This window comes from Xanthomonas vasicola pv. musacearum NCPPB 4379, from assembly GCF_000277895.2.
GTDB classification, from domain to species: Bacteria; Pseudomonadota; Gammaproteobacteria; order Xanthomonadales; family Xanthomonadaceae; genus Xanthomonas; species Xanthomonas vasicola.
This window is the reverse complement of the sequence record NZ_CP034655.1, coordinates 915,011-934,029: the sequence shown is the minus strand read 5'-3', so window position 1 is coordinate 934,029 and position 19,019 is coordinate 915,011. Positions and strand designations below refer to the sequence as shown.

Below are 19,019 nucleotides of genomic sequence, written 5' to 3'. Positions count from 1 at the left end.
TGCTCTTGCCAATCTTGAATCCCAACTCCCGAATCCCGGCCCGTCAAAATTCGCCGCGATACCAATTTTTCAATTTCTTGAACAAGCTGCCCGCACGCCCGGTCGGGATCGACGGGCGACGCGGATGTTCGATCTGGCTGCCCATCAGCAACAGGCCGACGCCGGAGGCGTGCACCGGGTTGCCGACGACTTCACCCAGTCCAGTGACGTGCTGCGGAATGCCAACGCGCACCGGCATCTGCAGCATTTCTTCGGCCAGTTCCACCACGCCTTCCATCTTCGAGGCGCCACCGGTGAGCACCATGCCGGCGCGCACCATTTCTTCGAAGCCAGACCGGCGTAGTTCGGCCTGCACCATCTCGAAGATTTCCTCGTAACGGCCCTGCACTGCCTGCGCGAGTGCATGACGCGGCATGCGGCGCGGCGGGCGGTCGCCCACCGATGGCACTTGGATGCTTTCTTCCGCGGTGGCCAACTGCGCCAGCGCGCAGGCGTAACGCACCTTGATCTGCTCGGCTTCCGGGGTGGGCGTGCGCAGCATGTGCGCGATGTCGTTGGTGACGTGGTCGCCGGCGATCGGCAAGGAAGCGGTGTGGCAGATCGCACCTTGCACGTACACCGCCAGATCGGTGGTGCCGGCGCCGATGTCCACCAGCACCACGCCGAGCTCGCGTTCGTCGGCGGTCAGCACTGCGACTGACGATGCCAGCGACGACAACACCAGATCGTCGACCTGCAGGCCGCACTTCTGCACGCACTTGGTGATATTGGCGGCCGCGGACTGCGCGCACACCACCAAATGCGCATGCACTTCCAGGCGCACCCCGGTCATGCCAACCGGGTTACGGATGCCCTCCTGCGAATCGTCCAGCACGTACTCGCGCGGAATCGCATGCAGGATGCGCTGGTCGGCGGGAATGGCCACCGCCTTGGCGGCATCGAGCACACGCTCCAGATCGCTCCAGGTCACTTCGCCATCGCGGATCGGCACGATGCCCGGCGAGTTCTTGCACTGCACGTGATTGCCGGAAATCGATGCATACACCGAGCGGATTTCGCAACCGGCCATCAGCTCGGCTTCTTCCACCGCACGCTGGATCGACTGCACGGTGGATTCGATGTCCACCACCACGCCACGCTTGAGACCGCGCGATTCATGCGAACCGATACCGATCACTTCGATCGGATTGCCGGGCGAGTATTCGCCGACCAGCGCAACGACCTTGGAGGTGCCGATGTCCAGTCCAACGATGAGGGATTTGTCGCCTTTGCGATTCATGTATGCAGACTGCGTTGAAGAGTGAATGACGGAAACGCGTAGGCCAGACGATCGATCAGGCGTTGCGGAACACGGGTGGCGACGGGATGCACTTCCGCAGGCGGCGCGGCAGGCGTGACCGGCGTGGCGCCCTTGGGCTTCTTGCTGTCGTGCGGCGTCTCACCAGGAACGCGCTCGACGGTAAAGCCGTTGGTGTAGCGCAGGTCGGCGCGGGCGATCGGGCGCTGCGGATCGGCCAGCTGCGGCAATATGCGGGCGAAACGCTGCAGGCGCGCGCGGGCATCGTCGCGGCCGACCACAATCTGCACGCCATTGCTCAGACCCAACGACCAGCTACCGCGGGCGTCCATTTCAAGACGCTCCACATCTAGCCCGGTCGGTGCGAACAAGGCGCGCGATTCGTTGTACAGCGCCACCACATCCTGGGTCTTGCTGTCCGGCCCATCCAGCTGCGGCAACTTGAAATCTTTCAATAGCGGCGGGGTACGAAACAGCCGGCCCTGCTCGGACAGCATGCGGTCGGTGCCCCAGCGCGCAAACGGCTTGTGCTCGGTGACGTGCACTTCCAGCACATCCGGCCAGCGCTTACGCACCTGCGCACTTTCCACCCACGGCAAACGCGCGATGGCGTCCTGCGCCTGCTGCAACTTCACTGCGAAAAAGCCTGCGCGCGCATACGGCAGCACCACCGCACGCAATTCTTCGGCGGGCACGCGCTTGAAGTCGCCGGACACACGCAACTTCGCCAGCGGCCAACGCTCGGCACCGACCCAGCCATTGAGCACAGCCACCACCGGCAGCGCGACCAATGCCAGCGCGAGAAACCAGGCCAGAATGCGCAGGGTGGCGTTCATGCGCATGCTCCGCACGCGGGAATGGGGAATCGGGAATCGGGAATCGCAAAAGCGACAGCCGACAGTGCGCCGCTGTTGACGATTCCCGATTCCCGATTCCCCATTCCCTGCATCACAGCGTCTGCTCCAGCACGCGCCAGACCAGCGTTTCGAAATCGATGCCGAGCTGGTGGGCGGCCTTGGGCACCAGCGAGTGGCTGGTCATGCCGGGAGCGGTATTCACTTCCAGCAGATACAGCTCGCCGCTGCTGCCATCGCGCATCACGTCCACGCGGCCCCAGCCACGGCAGCCGACAGCGCGGAACGCGTCCAGCGCGAGCTGGCGGATCTGCGCTTCGGCATCGCCTTCCAGCCCCGGGCACAGGTACTGCGTGTCTTCGGCAAGGTACTTGGCGTTGTAGTCGTACCACTGGCCCTTGGGCACGATGCGGATGGACGGCAACGCGGTGTCTCCGAGCACGGCCACGGTAAGTTCGTCGCCTTCGATCAATTGCTCCATCAACAGCGCGCCGTCGTAGCGCGCAGCCAGGGTCACTGCTTCTTCAAGCTGTGCCTGGTCGAACACGCGGCTGACGCCGACGCTGGAGCCTTCATTGGCCGGCTTGACGATGACCGGCAACCCGATCTGTTGTGCAGCAGCGTGAATCTCCGCGGCGCTGGCGCCAGCGGCCAACCGCGCGTAACGCGGCGTCGATAGGCCAAGCGACAACCACACCTGCTTGGTGCGGATCTTGTCCATGCTCAGCGCCGAGCCAAGCACGTTCGAGCCGGTGTACGGCACGCCGAAGGCTTCCATCAAGCCCTGCACGATGCCGTCTTCGCCGCCGCCGTTATGGCCGTGCAGTACGTTGAACACGCGATCGAATTGCTGCGCGACCAACGCCTTGGCCAACGCTGGAATGCCATCGACCGGCTGTGCATCCACGCCGCGTGCGCGCAGCGCTTCCAGCACGTTGCTACCGGAATTCAAGGACACTTCGCGCTCGGACGAAGTGCCGCCGAGCAACACGGCGACGCGGCCAAAAGCGGCCGGATCGCTGATGCGGGCATTGGCGATGACCGCGCTCATGCCTGCTCTCCGACGAAACCGTTGTTGATGATGTGTTGTGCCACGTAACCGATATCGCCAGCGCCCATCATCAACAGCAGGTCGCCGTCTTGCAGCACGTCCGGCAACACTTCGGCAAGGCCGGCAATCTGGCCGACGACCACCGGCTCGCTACGGCCGCGCGCACGGATGGCGCGTGCCAGCGCACGTGAATCGGCGCCCGGAATCGGTGCTTCGCCGGCCGGGTAGACTTCGCTCAACACCAGCGCATCGACGGTGCTGAGCACGGCAGCGAAGGCGTCGAACTGATCGCGGGTGCGGCTATAGCGGTGCGGCTGGAAGGCAACGACCAGACGCTTGTCCGGCCAGCCGCCACGTGCTGCAGCGAACACGGCTTCGAGCTCGCGCGGGTGATGGCCATAATCGTCGACCACACGCACGCGCGCGCCGGTGCTGGTGGTGACTTCGCCCAGATCGTTGAAACGACGGCCGATGCCGGCGAAATTTTCCAGCGCGCGTGCAATGGTTTCCGACGCTACGCCGAGCTGCCAGCCGATCGCGGCAGCAGCCAAGGCATTGAGCACGTTGTGACGACCCGGCAATGCCAACGTCACTGGCGTGGTGGTGCCTTCCGGCAGGCGCAGCGTGAAGCGCATGCGCGGACCGTCCTGCACCACATCTTCGGCGCGCACGTCGGCGTTTTCGCTCATGCCGTAGCTCATCACATGACGCGGCGTCTTGCCGGCCAGTGCAGCCACTTCCGGGTCGTCGATGCACAGCAGCGCCAGGCCATAGAACGGCAGGCGCTGCAGGAATTCGGCGAATGCGGCCTGGATGCGGGCGAAGTCGTTGCCGTAGTTTTCCAGGTGATCCGAATCGATGTTGGTGATGACCGCCATCAACGGATTCAGGCGCAGGAAGCTGCCATCGCTTTCGTCGGCTTCGGCAACAAGCCATTGGCCGCCACCGAGTTTTGCGTTGGCACCGGCGGCCAGCAGTTGCCCGCCGATGACGAATGTCGGGTCCAACCCGCCTTCGCTCAGCACAGCTGCAGCCAGGCTGGTGGTGGTGGTCTTGCCATGCGTGCCGGCCACCGCAATGCCGCGACGGAAGCGCATCAGCTCGGCCAGCATGGCGGCACGCGGCATGATCGGAATGCGCTGGCTGCGCGCTTCCATCAGCTCGGGGTTGTCGTCGCGAATGGCGCTGGACACCACCACGCAATCGGTGCCCAACACGTTGGCCGCCGAGTGGCCGCGCATCACGCGCGCACCCAGCTTGGCCAAGCGACGCGTGGCCGCGTTATCAGAGTTATCGGAGCCGGAGACTTCATAGCCTAGCGTCAGCATCACCTCTGCAATGCCGCTCATGCCGGTGCCGCCGATGCCGACAAAATGCACGCGCGGGAATGCACGCACCAGATCGCCACTGTCCTGCAGACGGCGGATCACTGGGCACCTCCTGCGGAGGTGTGAATCGGGAGTCGGGAATCGGGAATCGTGTAAAGCTGAGCGCCAGCGGCGACGGAAACTTGGTCGGGGCGCTTGTCTGCGTGCATCAATGTCTGTTCCTGCGGTTGTTCTGAGCTCTGCCCATTCCCCATTCCCGATTTACCACTCCCGGCCTCTTGAAGAATGATGTCGGCGATACGCTCGGCGGCGTCTGGTTTGGCCAGGGTGCGTGCAGCGTTGGCCATCGACAGGCGACGGACCGGGTCGGTGAGCAGGGTCTGCAACACCTGCTGCAAGCGCACTGCCAGGCTGTCGTCCTGCTTGAGCAGCACGGCGGCGTCGGCGCCGACCAGGTATTCGGCATTGCGGGTTTGATGGTCGTCGACGGCGGCGGCAAACGGCACCAGCACGCTGCCGACACCGGCGGCGCACAACTCGGCCAGCGTGGATGCGCCGGCGCGGCACACGACCAGATCGGCCCACGCATAGGCGGCGGCCATGTCGGCGATAAAGGGTTCGACACTGGCGTTGACGCTGGCCTGCGCGTAGGCCGCTTCGGCTTCGGCACGCAGCTTTTCGCCGCACTGATGGCGCACGTCGACCTTCGGATGACCGAGTGCGGCCAGCGCTGTCGGCACCGCCTGATTCAACACGCGCGCGCCTTGGCTTCCACCCAGCACCAGCACGCGCACCGGGCCAGTGCGGCCGACCAAACGGTTCGCCGGCGCAGGCAGTGCGGCGATTTCTGCGCGCACCGGGTTGCCTACCGCTTCTTCGCCAGCGAAGCTGCCTGGGAATCCCGTCAGCACGCGGCGCGCAAAACGCGACAACACCTTATTGGTCATGCCAGGTGCGCGATTTTGTTCGTGCACCAGCAACGGCGCACCAAGCAAGCGCGCAGCCAGGCCGCCCGGGCCGGCGGCAAAGCCGCCAAAACTGATCACCGCACGCGGCTGGCGCTTGCGCAGCACAAAGCCGGCGGCACGCACCGCGCGCATCACCCGCACCGGCGCACCAAGCAACTTCACCACGCCTTTGCCGCGCAGGCCGCTGATGGCCAGCGTATCGATTGGAATATCGTGCTGCGGTACCAGACGGGTTTCCATGGCGCCATCGGCACCCAGCCAGGTCACCGGCACGCCGCGTGCACGCAACACCTTGGCCACGGCCAGTCCCGGGAAGATGTGCCCACCGGTGCCGCCCGCCAGAATCATCACTGGGCGAACTCCCGCGAATGGATGCGCGGGAGTGTGCGAGGGATGCGCAGCAACGCTCACGCAATCCTCCCAAACGTCGGTTCCACACGCGGCTGCATGCGGCTGGTGCCGCGCAGGATCGCAGAGGCCGGTGCCACGGGGGCCGCGGCAGCTGGTGCCGCTGCCACAGGCGCGGGTGCAGCAGCAGTTTCGCGCTGCGGCTTGCGCGCGGGCGTGTAAGCCGGCGGCACCGCGTCGACTACCGGCTCTGCCGGCGGCGCGGCTGCACCCTGCGGCGACAACTTGCTGCGCAAGCGCTCTGCACGATCCATTTCGTAGGACACGCGCAGCAACAGGCCCATCGCCACACAGGTCATCAGCACCGACGAACCGCCGGAGGAGATCAATGGCAGGGTCAGGCCTTTGGTCGGCAGGATGCCCAGGTTGACGCCAATCGACACAAAGCTCTGCATCGCGATCCACAGGCCGATGCCGAAGGCGATGTAGCCGGAGAAATGCCGCTTCATTTCCACGCAGCGCATGCCCAGCCAGAACGCGCGGCCGACCAGCAGCGCATACAGCGCGACCACACCGCAGACGCCGATGAAACCGAGTTCTTCGGCAATGACCGAGAAGATGAAGTCGGTATGCGATTCGGGCAGGTAATTGAGCTTCTGCACCGATGCACCTAAGCCCACGCCGGTCCACTGGCCGCGGCCGACCGCCATCAAGGCGTTCGACAACTGATAGCCGGAGCCGAGCTGGTCGGCCCACGGGTCCAGGAACGAGGTGATGCGACGCAGGCGATACGGCTCCAGGATCGCGATGAAGGCGAAGATCGGCAGCCCGATCACGATCGGCATCGACATGCGCGGCAGGTTCACGCCGCCCAGCACCAGCATGCCGGCGGTAATCGCCAGCAACAGCGTGGACGAGCCGAAGTCCGGCTGCATCAGCAACAGGCCGACCAGTGCGATCGCAACGCCCAGCGGCTTGAGCATCGCCGGCCAGGTGGCGTTGACCTCATCGCGGAAGCGCACCAGGTAGCTGGACAGCCACACGATGTAGAGCACCTTGACCGCTTCCACGGTCTGGAATTTCGACACGCCCAGATTGATCCAGCGCTTGGCGCCGTTGACGCTGCTGCCCAGCCCCGGCACGAATACCACCATCAGCAGGCCGAAGCAGGCCAACAACAACACCTGGTTGTATTGCTCGATGGTCTTGAGCTCGGTGCGCATCGCCCAGAACGCCAGACCAACGCCGATACCCAGGAACAGCAGGTGGCGGGTCAGGTAATAGAACGGGTTGTCGGACAGCTCGATCGAGCTGGATGCCACCATCACCACGCCCAGCGAGGCGAGCGTGGCCGCGGCCCCGAGCAGCCACGGATCGTAGCGGCCGCCGATGGCGTCCAGTCGTGTGGCTTGGCGGGACATGTCGTTCATCAGCGCACCTTCAACGTGGCAAGGCCGATCAGCACCAGCACCACCGAAATGATCCAGAAACGCACGATCACGCGCGGCTCCGGCCAACCCTTGAGTTCGAAGTGGTGGTGGATCGGCGCCATGCGGAACACGCGCTTGCCGGTGAGCTTGAAGCTGGCCACCTGGATCATCACCGACAGCGTTTCGATCACAAACACGCCGCCCATGATCACCAGCACCATCTCCTGACGCACGATCACCGCGATGGTGCCGAGCACCGCGCCCAGCGACAGCGCGCCGATGTCGCCCATGAACACCATTGCCGGATAGGTGTTGAACCAGAGAAAGCCCAAGCCTGCCCCTGCGATCGCCGAGCAAATGATGATCAGCTCGCCGGCACCGGGAATCAGCGGGATTTTCAGGTATTCGGCAAACACCACGTTGCCCGACGCGTACGCGAACACGCCCAGCGCGCAGGCCACCAACACGGTCGGCATGATGGCCAAACCATCCAGGCCGTCGGTGAGGTTCACCGCATTGGAGAAGCCCACGATCCAGAAGTAGGCGATCACCACGAAGCTCACGCCGGCCAGCGGCAGCGCGATTGACTTGAACATCGGAATGTAAAACGTGATCGCCGCCGGGACGTCGGCGGTGTAGTACAGGAACAACCCGGCGACTAGACCGAAGATCGACTGCAGCAAATACTTCCAGCGCGATTTCAGGCCGTTCGGGTCGCGGCGCACGATCTTGATCCAGTCGTCGTACCAGCCGATCGCACCGAAGCAGATCATCACCGCCAGCACCAACCAGACGTAGCGGTTACGCAGGTCGCCCCACAGCAGCACCGACAAGGTGACGGTGAGCAGGATCAGCGAGCCACCCATGGTCGGCGTGCCGGCCTTGGAAAAGTGCGTTTGCGGGCCGTCTTGGCGGATCGGCTGGCCGCCCTTGAACTGGGCGAGCTTGCGGATCACCGCAGGGCCCATCCACAACGACAGGAACAGCGCGGTCAGCGCAGCCAAAATGCCGCGGAAGGTCAGATAGTTGAACAGCCCGAACAGGCTCTCCAGTTGCTGCAGCCAACGGGCCAACTCAAGCAGCATGGGATGCGCCCTCCGCAGATGCGAGCAGCGCGGTGACGACGCGGTCCATCGCGCTACCGCGCGAGCCCTTCACCAGGATCGTGATGGAGGCGGCACCCGAAAGATCGGCCGTGGACGGCGATTGCTGTTGGTGAATCACTGCATGTTCCTGCGTATTTCCTGATGCGTGTTGCTGTGTGCGTGTTTCCCGGCTGGCGGCATCGAACAGATCCGCCTGCAGGGCGTCGATCAACTCGGCATGGGTGGCAAACACGCGGCCTCCTTCGCCAAATGCCTGCGCCGCGGCGGCGCTGAGCTCGCCCAGCGCGTAGAGCCGCTGCAGCTTGGCCGCACGTGCGCGACGTCCGGCAGCGGCGTGCAATGCGACACCTTCGGCACCGAGCTCGCGCATGTCGCCGAGCACCAGCCAGCCGTCGCCCGGTGCGGCGGCCAAAGCGTCGATGGCCGCATCCAGCGAGCCGGGGTTGGCGTTGTAGCTGTCGTCGATCAGCACCGCGCCACTCGGCAAGGTCTGTGCAATTTGCCGACCGGCCACCGGATGCGCCTGCGCCAGACCGGCCGCGATCACCGGCAAGGCGATACCGGCACCGAGTGCCAGACCGGTTGCCGCCAAGGCGTTGAGCACGTTGTGGCGGCCCGGCAACGGCAGCGCAACCTGCGCCTCGCCCTGCGGGGTCACCAAGGTGAACTGCGCAGCGCCAGCCTGCAGTTGCAGCTGACGCGCCGTGATATCGGCACTGATGTGCAAGCCGTAGCGCAAGATGCGACGTCCCTGCACCGGCTGCGCCAGCAACTGCTGCTCAAACCACATGCCAAACGCGTCATCGGCATTGATCACGGCCACGCCATCGGCGGGCAGCGCGGTGTAGATGGCGCCCTTGGTCTGTGCAACGCCGAGCAAGCTGCCCAGACGCTCAAGATGGGCAGGCGCGATGTTGTTGACCAGCGCGACATGGGGCTGCGCGATATCGGTGAGATAGGCGATATCGCCCGGCTTGCCGGCGCCCATTTCGTAGATCGCAAAATCCGCATCGTCAGGCGCGGCAATCACCGCCAGCGGCAGGCCGATCTCGTTATTGCGGTTGCCCGGCGTGGCGTACACGGTGGTGCCATCCACGCGCCCGGCTTCCTGCAGGATCGAGAGCAGCAGCGCCTTGACGCTGGTCTTGCCGTTGGAGCCGGTCAGCGCAAGCACGCGCGTGGCGCGGTCGCGCTGCATGCCGGCAGCAACCCGCGCCAATGCCAGCTCGGCGTTTTCCACCACCACCTGCGGCACGCTCAGCGCCGGCAGCAGGCGACCCACCAGCAATCCGCTGGCACCGCGCGCGACGGCGTCGGCGGCAAAGTCGTGCCCATCAAAACGCTCACCGCGCAGCGCGATATACAGGCTGCCATTGGCGAGCGTGCGGGTGTCGTTGCCGACCGCATCGATCATGGCGTCGTCGCCATGCAGCTCGCCACCGGCCCAATGCGCAATCAACGACAGTGGAGTGAGCTTCATGGGCGCACTCCCAGCACGGTACGCGGCAGCAGCGCCTGCGCCGCCACGATGGCGTCGTCGAAGGCATGCCGCACGCCGGCAACTTCCTGGTATGGCTCATGCCCCTTTCCGGCGATCAACACGATGTCGGACGCGCTGGCCATGCCGATGGCCTGATGGATCGCAGCAGCGCGGTCGCGCTGCACGATGGCGGCATCCGGGCGCGCGAAGCCGCGCAGGATATCGGCCACGATCGCGTCGCCATCTTCGCTACGCGGGTTGTCGTCGGTGACGATGGCCACGTCGGCGTTGAGTTCTGCAATCACCGCCATCTGCGGGCGCTTGCCGGTGTCGCGTTCGCCGCCGCAGCCGAACACGCAGATCAGCCGGTCCTGCGCATGCGAACGCAGGCTGCTTAATGCCTGTTCCAGCGCATCGGGCGTGTGCGCGTAATCAACCACCACCAACGGTGCGCCATGTGCGCCGCCGAGCCGATTCATGCGGCCATGGATCGGCTGCAACTGGCCAAGCACAGTGGCGATCTGCGCAGGTGCAATCTCCAGCGCCCACAACGCGCCAGCCACCGCCAATAGGTTGTCCACGTTGAAGCGGCCCAGCAGCGGCGAATGCACCGGATGCACTTCGCCTTGGATATTCAGCGCGAAGTTGATGCCGTTGTGGTCCAGCTGCAGTGCCTGCGCGCTCACGCTGGCATCGGCCTGCGCGCGCGAGCTCACACCGATTGCACGCAGTGCGGGATCGAGCGAGGCGAACAGCGTGCGGCCGAAGGCATCGTCCAGATTCACCACCGCCGCTTTCAAGCCAGCGCGGGTGAACAGCTTGGCCTTCGCAGCGCCGTACTGCGCCATGTCACCGTGGTAATCGAGATGATCGCGGGTGAGATTGGTGAACACCGCGACATCGAAATGCACGGCATCCACGCGGCCCTGATCGAGCGCGTGCGAGCTGACTTCCATTGCCACCGCCTGCGCACCCTCATCGCGCAACTGCGCCAGCAACGCATGCGTGGGCAGCACCAGCGGCGTGGTGAAACCGGTCGGCACGGCCGCGCCATACAGACCGACGCCCAGGGTGCCGAGCGTGCCGGTGGGTGTCCCGAGCAGCGTCATCGCCTGCGCCAGCAACTGCACGGTGGAGGTCTTGCCGTTGGTACCAGTGACGCCAACCATCCGCATCGCATGCGACGGCCGGCCATGAAATTGATCGGCCATCACGCCAAGGCGCGCGCGCAAACCGGGCACGGCAATCGCATCGGCCGGGACCGGCATACCGTTTGGAGCCGGCGGCTCGAACAACACCGCACCCGCACCATTGGCGTGCGCCTGTTCGACAAAGCCCAGGCCATGCGCACCGAAGCCGGCGATCGCCACGAACGCATCGCCCGGAGCCACCACACGGCTATCCATCACCAGACCGCAGACCTGCACGTCGTGCGGCAGTGCCACGTCCGGCAGCAACTGCGAGAGCGCCATGGAGCGGCTCATTGGCGGCTCTCCTGCAACGGCGCAGGCTGCGCTGGCGCGTTGGCCGGCGGTGGTGCCACTGCGGTCGGAATGCCGGCAGACACTTCGTCCACAGGGTCCGGCACCAGCGCCGGATCCAGATCGGCCGGCTGCGGCTTGACCGTGGGCTGACCCGTCTTACCGGCAGCTTGCGCGGCCAGCCACGATTGGATGTCGTCCGGCGGCACGTCCATCAAGCGCAGCGCGCCTTCCATCACGCGGTGGAAGACCGGCGCCGACACCAGGCCGCCGTAGTACACCTTGCCCTGCGGATCGTTGATCACGATGACGGTGGCAAAACGCGGGCGCGTGGCCGGCACCAGGCCGGCGAACAGCGCGTTGTAATGCCCGCGCTCGTAGCCGTTGGCGCCATTCTTGCGCGCGGTACCGGTCTTGCCGGCCACGTGATACCCCAGAATCGCCGCGCCCTTGGCGCCGCCTTGGGTGACCACGGTTTCCATCATGTCGATGACCTGACGCGCCACTTCCGGCGTGATCACCTGACGGGTTTCGTTGTGCTGGCCGCGCACGAACGTGGGCGGCGTGAGCTTGCCGCCGTTGCCGAGCGTGGCGTATGCCTGCGCAATCTGCAGCGGTGTCACCGACAAGCCGTAGCCATACGACATCGTGGTCTTGGACGGGCCGCTCCAGCGTGCCGGCTGCAACACCACACCGGCCGATTCGCCGGGAAAACCGCTATGCGGCGCGCTGCCGTAACCGAAGTTGCGGATCGACTGATAAAAGGTCTGGTCCGGCACCTTGGCGGCGATCTTGACCGCGCCGATGTTCGAGCTGCGGGTGATCACGCCGGTGACGTTGAGCACACCGTTGTTGCGCGGCACATCGCGAATGGTGAAGCGCCCCACCGACATGTAGCCGGGGTTGGTGTCGATGATGGTGTCTTTGGTCACCACGCCGGCCGTCAGCGCGGTGGCCACGGTCAGCGGCTTCATCGTCGAACCCGGCTCGACCAGATCGGTGACCGCGCGGTTGCGGCGCGCCGACGGGTTGATGCCGGTGACCGAATTCGGGTTGTAGGTGGGCAGGTTGACCATCGCCAGCACTTCGCCGGTGGCCACATCCATCACCACCATCGAACCGCCGGCCGCGTTGTTTTCGACCAAGGCGTTTCGTAGTTCCTTGTAAGCAAGAAACTGGATGCGGCGGTCGATGCTCAGCGTCAGGTCCTTGCCCGGCTGCGCCGGACGCACCAGGTCCACACTTTCCACGATGGCGCCGCGCGCATCGCGCACCACCTTCTTGGAACCGGGCTTGCCGCGCAGCCATTCGTCGAACGCAAGTTCGAGACCTTCCTGGCCGCGGTCGTCGATGTTGGTGAAGCCCAGCACATGGGCCATCGCCTCGCCTTGCGGATAGAAGCGACGGAACTCGCGCTGCGAGAACACGCCCGGAATCTTCAGATCGACAATCGCATGCGCCTTGTCCGGGTTGATCCGGCGCTGCAGGTACATGAATTCCTTGCCGGCCTTCTGCGCCAGCTTGGCGTTCAATTCATCCAGCGGCTGTCCGAGCGCCTTGGCCAGTTCGGGAATGCGGTCGGGGTTGCGCAGCAGTTCCTGCGGATTGACCCAGATCGATTCCACCGGCGTGGACACCGCCAGCGGCTCGCCGTTGCGGTCGGTGATCATGCCGCGCGAGGTGGCGATGGGCAGTTCGCGCAGGTAACGCGCTTCGCCCTGACGCTGATAGAAATCACGATTAACCAGCTGCACGAACGCGGCGCGCCCGATCAGCGTCACCGAGCACAGGCCCAACGCGATGCCGACCAGGGTCAGGCGACCACGGAGATTGAAATTGCTGCGGGGGCGGTTGCGGCCGGCCTTCACCGCGCACCTCCCGCTGCGCAGCTGCGCCGTGCAAAGCGGCTGTGCTGCTGATTGGTCATGGGCGCACCACCACGATGTCGTTGGTCTCCGGGAACTTCATCCCGATGCGCGCACGCGCGACCTGATCGACCCGGTTGCTTTCCGCCCACGTGGCCTGCTCCAGCTGCAGCCGGCCGAATTCGATATTCAATTCGTCGCGCGTGTGCTCGAGCTTGGACAACTGCACGAACAGCTTGCGATGCATGTGGCGCATGTACACGACACCGATCGCCGAGGCGATGCTGCAGGCAAGCAGCACAATGAGCAGCAAGCGGCTCATGCGGCGCCACCGTTCGGTGACGCCGGGAATCGGGAATCGGGAGTCGAGAATCGGGAAGCAGCGGCGCTCCTGCCGTCCCCCATTCCCGATTCCCCATTTCCCATTCCCAGCTTCTCGGCCACCCGCAATACCGCACTGCGTGCACGCGGATTGACGTTCAATTCGGCGTCGTCGGCCTTGATCGCACCGCTCACCAGCTGCAGTGTCGGCACGAACGGCTGCGCTTCGGGCAGGCGGCGATTGCTCGGCGGGGCCTTGGCGTAGCGGGCCATGAATTGCTTGACGATGCGGTCTTCCAGCGAATGGAAGCTGATCACCGCCAGACGGCCGCCGGGCTTGAGCGCGGCCAGCGCTGCATCCAGGCCGGCTTCCAGATCGTCGAGTTCGCGGTTGATGTAGATGCGGATCGCCTGAAAGCTGCGTGTCGCCGGGTGGGTCTTGCTGTCGCCGCGCGGCATCACCGAGGCAATCAGGTCGGCCAGTTGCGCGGTACGCAGCAACGGCTGTTCGGCGCGGCGCGCCACGATGGCACGCGCGATGCGGCGGCTCTGGCGTTCTTCGCCATAGGTCCACAGCACATCGGCGATCTCGCGGTCGCTGGCATGCGCCAGCCACTCAGCCGCGCTCTGGCCGCTGTCCGGATCCATGCGCATGTCCAGCGGGCCGTCCTTGCCGAAACTGAAACCGCGCCCAGCCACGTCCAGCTGCGGCGAAGACACACCCAGATCCAGCAGGATGCCGTCGACGGCTGCAGCAGCAACCACTTGACCGAGCCCGGCGAAACTGCCGCGATGGATGGACACGCGCGCATCGCCACCGAACGTCTGTTCGGCCACTGCAATCGCTTCGGGGTCCTTGTCCATCACCAGCAGTCGACCTCCCGGGCCAAGATGTTCCAGCACGCCGCGTGCGTGTCCGCCACGCCCGAACGTGCCATCGAGATAAGTTCCGTTGTCGGTCACTTGCAGGCCATCCAGCACCTGCGTGTACAGCACCGGCACATGGGCCGCCGGGGACTGCGACACCGGGTGACCGGGCTGCGCCTCACCGCGCATCCGGGCACCCCGGCTCACAACCTGAGATCGAGCAATTCATCGCCCAGATCCCCGTCAGACAATGTCTGTTGGATCAGTGCGCGATGTGCCTGCTCGCTCCACAGTTCGAACTTGTCGCCCATGCCCAGCAGCACGGCTTTTTTCTCGATGCCCACCGCGTTGCGGTGGCTGGCCGGGATGCTCAGACGGCCATTGGCGTCCAGCTCGAGCACGGCCGAAGAACCCACCAGTTTTTGCTGCAGCGTGCGCACTACGCGCTGGGTATTGGGCTTGGACATCACATCGTCGCGCACCCGCTCCCACTCCTTTTCCGCATACAGCCACAGGCATCCGGCTTCGAACGGGTTGTAGGTGAGGACCAGGCGGTTGCCGCTGACACGCGTGACGAGGTCGCGGTATGCAGTTGGCACCGCCATACGCCCCTTGTCGTCCACCGTGATGGCAGTCTCGCCCTGAAACACCGAATGCAACCTCGAATACCCGCTGGGGGATCATTGAACCACGAAAAACCACAAAACACCTGGTTTTCCCTCCGTTGCCCACCTTAGCAGCGCGTCAAAGGTTGTCAACAACTTTGAAGTCCATAAATCGCTAGTCGCATCAATGAGTTGCAGCACTCTTTAGAGACTTGTTCAAAGGTTATCCACAAGTTGCTGTTTCGTCTCAGATTTTGAGATTGAACGGAAATTCAGGGGCGTGAAGGGCATGTAAAATCGGCCACAGTCTCACTTCACATTGCGCCAGCTGCATACCTCAATTGCGCAAACACGTAACAATGGCGGCATGTGCCTGGTCGCTCTTGCCTGGAAAGCTCACCCTCGCTGGCGCCTGCTGCTGGCGGGCAACCGCGATGAATTCCACGAACGCCCCACCGCGGCGCTGGCGCAGTGGGCGGCACCGGCCGCCAACGTGCTGGCAGGTCGCGACCTGCGCTCTGGTGGCAGTTGGGTTGACCTGGGTCAGGACGGCCGCGCTGCGGTGGTCACCAACGTGCGCGACCCACTTGCCACCGCCTCGGGGCGCTCGCGCGGGCATCTGATTGCGGACTATCTGTCCGGCAGCCTGGGCGCTACCGCATATGCCGACGCACTGGCCGGCGCCGCCCACGCGTTCCCACCTTTCAACCTGTTGCTATGCGACGCCAACCGTTGCGAGCACCTCAGCAATCACCCGCCACTGGCGCGGCAACTGGCGGCGGGCATCCATGGGATGTCGAACGGACCGCTGGACGCACTGTGGCCCAAGACCGCCGCACTGACCAACGTGCTGCGCCATTGGTGCGCAGACGGCGCTGAAGACCTGCAGCCGCTGTGGGCTGCACTGGGCAACCCAGCCATCGCCCCCGACGCTGCGCTACCGCAGACCGGCGTGGACCTGGCCACCGAACGCCTGCTCTCGGCCGCCTTCATCACCGGGCCCAGCTACGGCACCCGCGCCAGCACTATCGTGGCGGTGGACCATCGCGGCCACGGCTTCATCCATGAACGCCGCTTCGGCCCGAACGGGATTTTCCAGGGCCAGACAAGGCTGGCAATCCCCGGAACGCTTTGACGATCCCCAATCATGCGCATACCATGCGCATAACATTGGGAGCCACGCATGAACCGCTACTACGATGTTTCTGCGCAGAAGAAGCCGCTGAATCTGACCATCAACGCCGACCTGGCAGCGCAAGCCCGCGCGATGACCGGCAACCTTTCGGCAAAGGTGGAAGAGTTGCTGGCCGAGTACGTCACCAAGGAACGCGATAGCCACAGCGCAAGAGCGCTTGAGCTGCAACGCGCCGCGAGCGAATGGAAGGCCTTCACTGAGGCGCACGGCTCCTTCGCCGACGAGTTCTCCACGCTATGACCGACCAGTTCGATGTCTACGCCAATGTCGGCCAGAACAAGAACATCCCGTACGTGGTTGTCGTTCAGTCGAAAATTTTCGACGCCTCACCACGCCGTGTCGTCATCCCCCTGGTTCGAAAGTCCAAGCACTCCCCGACCCCATCCCGCTTCACCCCGGAACTCACCGTCGCCGGCCACAGCGTCATCCTGCAACCCCTGGAAATGACCTCGGTGCCGCTGGCCGTCCTCAACAAACCAGCCGGCACATTGAAGGACCAAGGCCAGATCATCATCGACGCCCTGGACGAGCTATTCACCCGCTCGTTCGGTTAAAGGCAAAACAAAAAAAGCCTCAAGCAAGGGCGCAGCAACGGACACAGCATTCGCCACGAGGGCGAAGCCCAAGCCAAGCAACAAGGATCGAAGCAGCAATCGCATTGATCGCAAACAGCCGAAAGCACCTGACAACTCACCGAGTGCAAGCCCCCCCTTGAGTCAAGGGGGCGCGGTGACAGCCGCGGGGTTCTGGCATGCCACGGAGCGGGACCCGCGTTTTGTACCGCCAACAGCGGTACGCAGCGTGGGCGCCTTATTTTGGGCCTACGCCCAAAAAAGGCGGCGGAGCCGGCCGATAAGCCGGGTTCTGTCGTGGACAGTCATTCGTCTAGGCGCTACGTCACCGCAGCGCTCAAGCAACCTACCCGGATCCAGCGCGGGCCACGCCAATGGATCCCTATTTGGTCTTGCTCCAGGTGGGGTTTGCCGTGCCGGTCCGTTACCGGACTCGCGGTGCGCTCTTACCGCACCATTTCACCCTTACCGGCTCCCCGAAAGGAACGTAGGCGGTATCTTTCTGTTGCACTTTCCGTCGGCTTGCGCCGCCCAGGCGTTACCTGGCACCTTGCCCTATGGAGCCCGGACTTTCCTCGGCACTCTTGCGAGTGACGCGACTGTCTGGCCGACTCCGCCGGGGCGAACTATACGCTATTGCCAGACCACACCCCGCCCAGCGCTGTCTTCGGCATACAGCACCACACGTTCGAACTGATGGGCAAATGACCATCTAGCCGCCTCGGCTGGCATCGCGAGTTGTGCGTGCGAAGGCGCCCTCGGGCAATAGATCAGCAGCGCGACAGCGTCGGCATGCGCGCGATATCCCTCGATCTTCGCGTGCTTTTGCAGAATGCATGTCGACACCTGCAACTGAGCGAGGGCGGGCACTTCAAAGACGCCGCCCCCGAACACCTCCGCCCGGGCAGCAGGCCAGAGCTGCACATGTCTCAAGAAATCGGGGAGCCCTCTCCTGATGACCTGATTGCCTTCGATCAACCTCGACTGCCCGGCCAACAGATGCTCCACCTGTTCAATTGCGTCTGGGAGCTTCGGGAGCGGTTGATCCGTAAAACCAAGACTGATCTGTACGCCAGGCAGAAGCTGCGCCAATCGCGGCTTCAGCGACGCTAGTAATTTTTCACGCGCCCGAACGAGCGCTTTTCCATCCGGACGCAAAAGCTGGGTGATCTCGAATGCATAAGTTGAGCCGTCGGCAATGCGAAAACGAATGTCTGCAGCAGGCTCTTTGGGCTGTTCTATCTCGCCGATCGGCAGCGGAAATGCATCCGGCCAGTTCGTCAAGACACACTGGAACTGACGCAGCTCCAGCGCCTTCTTTTTGCCTTCGGCAGTCGTTGTGTCAGCCATTACCGCCATACAACGCCTTGCGCGGCGCGCCGGTCAGCTCGGCGGCGAGCTTGGCGGCGGTGGACGGCGGCAGGTGTTCGGCGAGCTTGGCGTAGACGCGGCGGCCTTCGGCGAGCTGGCCTTCGGCGGCGTTGGCGGCACCCTGCACCATCACCACGAATTCGCCCTTGCGCTGATTGTCGTCGGCTTCGACCTGCGCCTGCAGCTGCGCCAGGCTGCCGTCGAGCACGGTTTCAAAGAGTTTGGTCAATTCGCGGGCAATCACTGCCGGGCGCTCGTCACCGAAGGCAAAGCGCAGGTCGGTCAGCGATTCGACGATGCGGTGCGCCGATTCGTAGAACACCAGGGTGCGGGTCTCCCCTGCCAGCCCCGCCAGGCGCTCGCGGCGGGCGGCGCTCTTGGCCGGCAGAAAGCCTTCGAAGCTGAAGCGGTCGCTGGGCAGGCCGGCCACGCTGAGCGCAGCGATTGCCGCGCAGGCGCCCGGCACCGGGCTGACCTTGATGCCGGCGACACGCGCGGCGCGCACCAGTTTGAAGCCCGGGTCGCTGACCAGCGGAGTGCCGGCGTCGCTGACGATGGCCAGCGATTCGCCCTCGCGCAGGCGCGCCACGATGCGTTCGGACATGGCCTCTTCGTTATGGTCGTGCAGGGCCAGCAGCGGGCGGTCGATGCCGAAATGGCTCAGCAGCTGGCGGGTATGGCGGGTGTCTTCGGCGCAGATTGCGGCCACGCCACGCAACACCTCCTGCGCGCGCGGCGACAGGTCGGCCAGGTTGCCGATCGGCGTGGCGACCACGTGCAGGGTTCCAGGGGACGTCATCAGCGGTTTTCCGGGGGCAAAGGGTAGAATCGTAGCGTTTTTAACGGTCCGCCCCGGCGGCCCCTGTCCAATGGATCTGAA

General features: G+C 64.7%; 18 protein-coding genes and 1 other RNA gene. 3 read left to right on the top strand and 16 right to left on the bottom strand.

Annotation, left to right across the window (positions count from 1 at the left end):
* Nucleotides 1-43: 43 nt before the first annotated feature.
* The 13 genes from ftsA to mraZ form a co-directional block, all read right to left on the bottom strand.
* Nucleotides 44-1,279, bottom strand: a complete 1,236-nt coding sequence (ftsA, locus tag KWO_RS04295; RefSeq protein ID WP_003485272.1) for a cell division protein FtsA — start codon at nt 1,277-1,279, stop codon at nt 44-46.
* Nucleotides 1,276-2,133: a cell division protein FtsQ/DivIB gene (locus tag KWO_RS04290; RefSeq protein ID WP_017114943.1), complete on the bottom strand. Its 858-nt coding sequence runs from the start codon at nt 2,131-2,133 to the stop codon at nt 1,276-1,278. Before KWO_RS04290 ends, ftsA begins: the two co-directional genes overlap by 4 nt.
* Before the next feature lie 112 nt (nt 2,134-2,245).
* Nucleotides 2,246-3,202, bottom strand: a complete 957-nt coding sequence (locus KWO_RS04285) for a D-alanine--D-alanine ligase (RefSeq protein WP_010381761.1) — start codon at nt 3,200-3,202, stop codon at nt 2,246-2,248.
* Nucleotides 3,199-4,632, bottom strand: a complete 1,434-nt coding sequence (gene murC / locus KWO_RS04280) for a UDP-N-acetylmuramate--L-alanine ligase (RefSeq protein ID WP_010367632.1) — start codon at nt 4,630-4,632, stop codon at nt 3,199-3,201. The genes KWO_RS04285 and murC overlap by 4 nt, the downstream gene beginning before the upstream one ends.
* Nucleotides 4,629-5,846 (bottom strand): undecaprenyldiphospho-muramoylpentapeptide beta-N-acetylglucosaminyltransferase, encoded by a 1,218-nt coding sequence (gene murG / locus KWO_RS04275; RefSeq protein ID WP_010381764.1) that lies wholly within the window; start codon nt 5,844-5,846, stop codon nt 4,629-4,631. Before murG ends, murC begins: the two co-directional genes overlap by 4 nt.
* A gap of 59 nt (nt 5,847-5,905) precedes the next feature.
* Nucleotides 5,906-7,276, bottom strand: coding sequence for a putative lipid II flippase FtsW (gene ftsW, locus KWO_RS04270; protein WP_010367636.1), 1,371 nt, complete (start codon nt 7,274-7,276; stop codon nt 5,906-5,908).
* The gene (gene mraY, locus KWO_RS04265) at nt 7,276-8,361 is read right to left on the bottom strand and encodes a phospho-N-acetylmuramoyl-pentapeptide-transferase (protein WP_010381776.1); all 1,086 of its coding nucleotides are present in this window, start codon (nt 8,359-8,361) and stop codon (nt 7,276-7,278) included. The genes ftsW and mraY overlap by 1 nt, the downstream gene beginning before the upstream one ends.
* On the bottom strand, nt 8,351-9,862 hold the full coding sequence (locus KWO_RS04260) for a UDP-N-acetylmuramoyl-tripeptide--D-alanyl-D-alanine ligase (protein WP_017112776.1): 1,512 nt from the start codon (nt 9,860-9,862) through the stop codon (nt 8,351-8,353). The genes mraY and KWO_RS04260 overlap by 11 nt, the downstream gene beginning before the upstream one ends.
* Entirely contained in the window at nt 9,859-11,334 is a 1,476-nt protein-coding gene (locus KWO_RS04255; protein WP_026113174.1) for a UDP-N-acetylmuramoyl-L-alanyl-D-glutamate--2,6-diaminopimelate ligase, read from the bottom strand. The genes KWO_RS04260 and KWO_RS04255 overlap by 4 nt, the downstream gene beginning before the upstream one ends.
* 8 nt (nt 11,335-11,342) lie before the next feature.
* Nucleotides 11,343-13,211, bottom strand: coding sequence for a peptidoglycan D,D-transpeptidase FtsI family protein (locus KWO_RS04250; RefSeq protein ID WP_010381784.1), 1,869 nt, complete (start codon nt 13,209-13,211; stop codon nt 11,343-11,345).
* Nucleotides 13,212-13,266: 55 nt separating this feature from the next.
* A complete protein-coding gene (gene ftsL, locus KWO_RS04245; RefSeq protein WP_005991913.1) occupies nt 13,267-13,530 on the bottom strand; it encodes a cell division protein FtsL in 264 nt (87 codons plus the stop codon).
* A complete protein-coding gene (gene rsmH / locus KWO_RS04240) occupies nt 13,527-14,585 on the bottom strand; it encodes a 16S rRNA (cytosine(1402)-N(4))-methyltransferase RsmH (protein WP_010381789.1) in 1,059 nt (352 codons plus the stop codon). The genes ftsL and rsmH overlap by 4 nt, the downstream gene beginning before the upstream one ends.
* Nucleotides 14,586-14,599: 14 nt before the next feature.
* Complete coding sequence (gene mraZ, locus KWO_RS04235) at nt 14,600-15,055, bottom strand: division/cell wall cluster transcriptional repressor MraZ (protein ID WP_010367651.1); 456 nt, start codon at nt 15,053-15,055, stop codon at nt 14,600-14,602.
* Between the two features lie 313 nt (nt 15,056-15,368).
* Here mraZ and KWO_RS04230 point away from each other — a divergent pair, with 313 nt between their 5' ends.
* The 3 genes from KWO_RS04230 to KWO_RS04220 are packed head-to-tail and all read left to right on the top strand — an operon-like array spanning nt 15,369 to nt 16,750.
* Nucleotides 15,369-16,136 (top strand): NRDE family protein, encoded by a 768-nt coding sequence (locus tag KWO_RS04230; protein ID WP_010381791.1) that lies wholly within the window; start codon nt 15,369-15,371, stop codon nt 16,134-16,136.
* 48 nt (nt 16,137-16,184) lie between these two features.
* Complete coding sequence (locus KWO_RS04225; protein ID WP_010367654.1) at nt 16,185-16,436, top strand: type II toxin-antitoxin system CcdA family antitoxin; 252 nt, start codon at nt 16,185-16,187, stop codon at nt 16,434-16,436.
* Complete coding sequence (locus KWO_RS04220; protein WP_010367656.1) at nt 16,433-16,750, top strand: CcdB family protein; 318 nt, start codon at nt 16,433-16,435, stop codon at nt 16,748-16,750. Before KWO_RS04225 ends, KWO_RS04220 begins: the two co-directional genes overlap by 4 nt.
* Before the next feature lie 283 nt (nt 16,751-17,033).
* Here KWO_RS04220 and rnpB read toward each other — a convergent pair.
* The 3 genes from rnpB to rsmI all read right to left on the bottom strand — a co-directional run bounded on the left by rnpB (nt 17,034) and on the right by rsmI (nt 18,938).
* An RNA gene (rnpB, locus tag KWO_RS04215) (RNase P RNA component class A) lies at nt 17,034-17,383 on the bottom strand.
* Nucleotides 17,384-17,401: 18 nt separating this feature from the next.
* Nucleotides 17,402-17,620, bottom strand: a complete 219-nt coding sequence (locus KWO_RS04210) for a hypothetical protein (RefSeq protein WP_026112783.1) — start codon at nt 17,618-17,620, stop codon at nt 17,402-17,404.
* A gap of 490 nt (nt 17,621-18,110) precedes the next feature.
* Complete coding sequence (rsmI, locus tag KWO_RS04205) at nt 18,111-18,938, bottom strand: 16S rRNA (cytidine(1402)-2'-O)-methyltransferase (RefSeq protein ID WP_010367663.1); 828 nt, start codon at nt 18,936-18,938, stop codon at nt 18,111-18,113.
* Between the last annotated feature and the right edge of the window lie 81 nt (nt 18,939-19,019).

Coding starts and splice junctions, on each gene's coding strand:
- rsmI (WP_010367663.1), bottom strand. CDS start 18,938: ATGACGTCCCCTGGAACCCTGCACGTGGTCGCCACGCCGATCGGCAAC.
- KWO_RS04220 (WP_010367656.1), top strand. CDS start 16,433: ATGACCGACCAGTTCGATGTCTACGCCAATGTCGGCCAGAACAAGAAC.
- KWO_RS04230 (WP_010381791.1), top strand. CDS start 15,369: ATGTGCCTGGTCGCTCTTGCCTGGAAAGCTCACCCTCGCTGGCGCCTG.
- mraY (WP_010381776.1), bottom strand. CDS start 8,361: ATGCTGCTTGAGTTGGCCCGTTGGCTGCAGCAACTGGAGAGCCTGTTC.
- ftsL (WP_005991913.1), bottom strand. CDS start 13,530: ATGAGCCGCTTGCTGCTCATTGTGCTGCTTGCCTGCAGCATCGCCTCG.
- rsmH (WP_010381789.1), bottom strand. CDS start 14,585: ATGCGCGGTGAGGCGCAGCCCGGTCACCCGGTGTCGCAGTCCCCGGCG.
- KWO_RS04290 (WP_017114943.1), bottom strand. CDS start 2,133: ATGAACGCCACCCTGCGCATTCTGGCCTGGTTTCTCGCGCTGGCATTG.
- ftsA (WP_003485272.1), bottom strand. CDS start 1,279: ATGAATCGCAAAGGCGACAAATCCCTCATCGTTGGACTGGACATCGGC.
- KWO_RS04260 (WP_017112776.1), bottom strand. CDS start 9,862: ATGAAGCTCACTCCACTGTCGTTGATTGCGCATTGGGCCGGTGGCGAG.
- KWO_RS04285 (WP_010381761.1), bottom strand. CDS start 3,202: ATGAGCGCGGTCATCGCCAATGCCCGCATCAGCGATCCGGCCGCTTTT.
- KWO_RS04225 (WP_010367654.1), top strand. CDS start 16,185: ATGAACCGCTACTACGATGTTTCTGCGCAGAAGAAGCCGCTGAATCTG.
- ftsW (WP_010367636.1), bottom strand. CDS start 7,276: ATGAACGACATGTCCCGCCAAGCCACACGACTGGACGCCATCGGCGGC.
- murG (WP_010381764.1), bottom strand. CDS start 5,846: ATGATTCTGGCGGGCGGCACCGGTGGGCACATCTTCCCGGGACTGGCC.
- KWO_RS04255 (WP_026113174.1), bottom strand. CDS start 11,334: ATGGCGCTCTCGCAGTTGCTGCCGGACGTGGCACTGCCGCACGACGTG.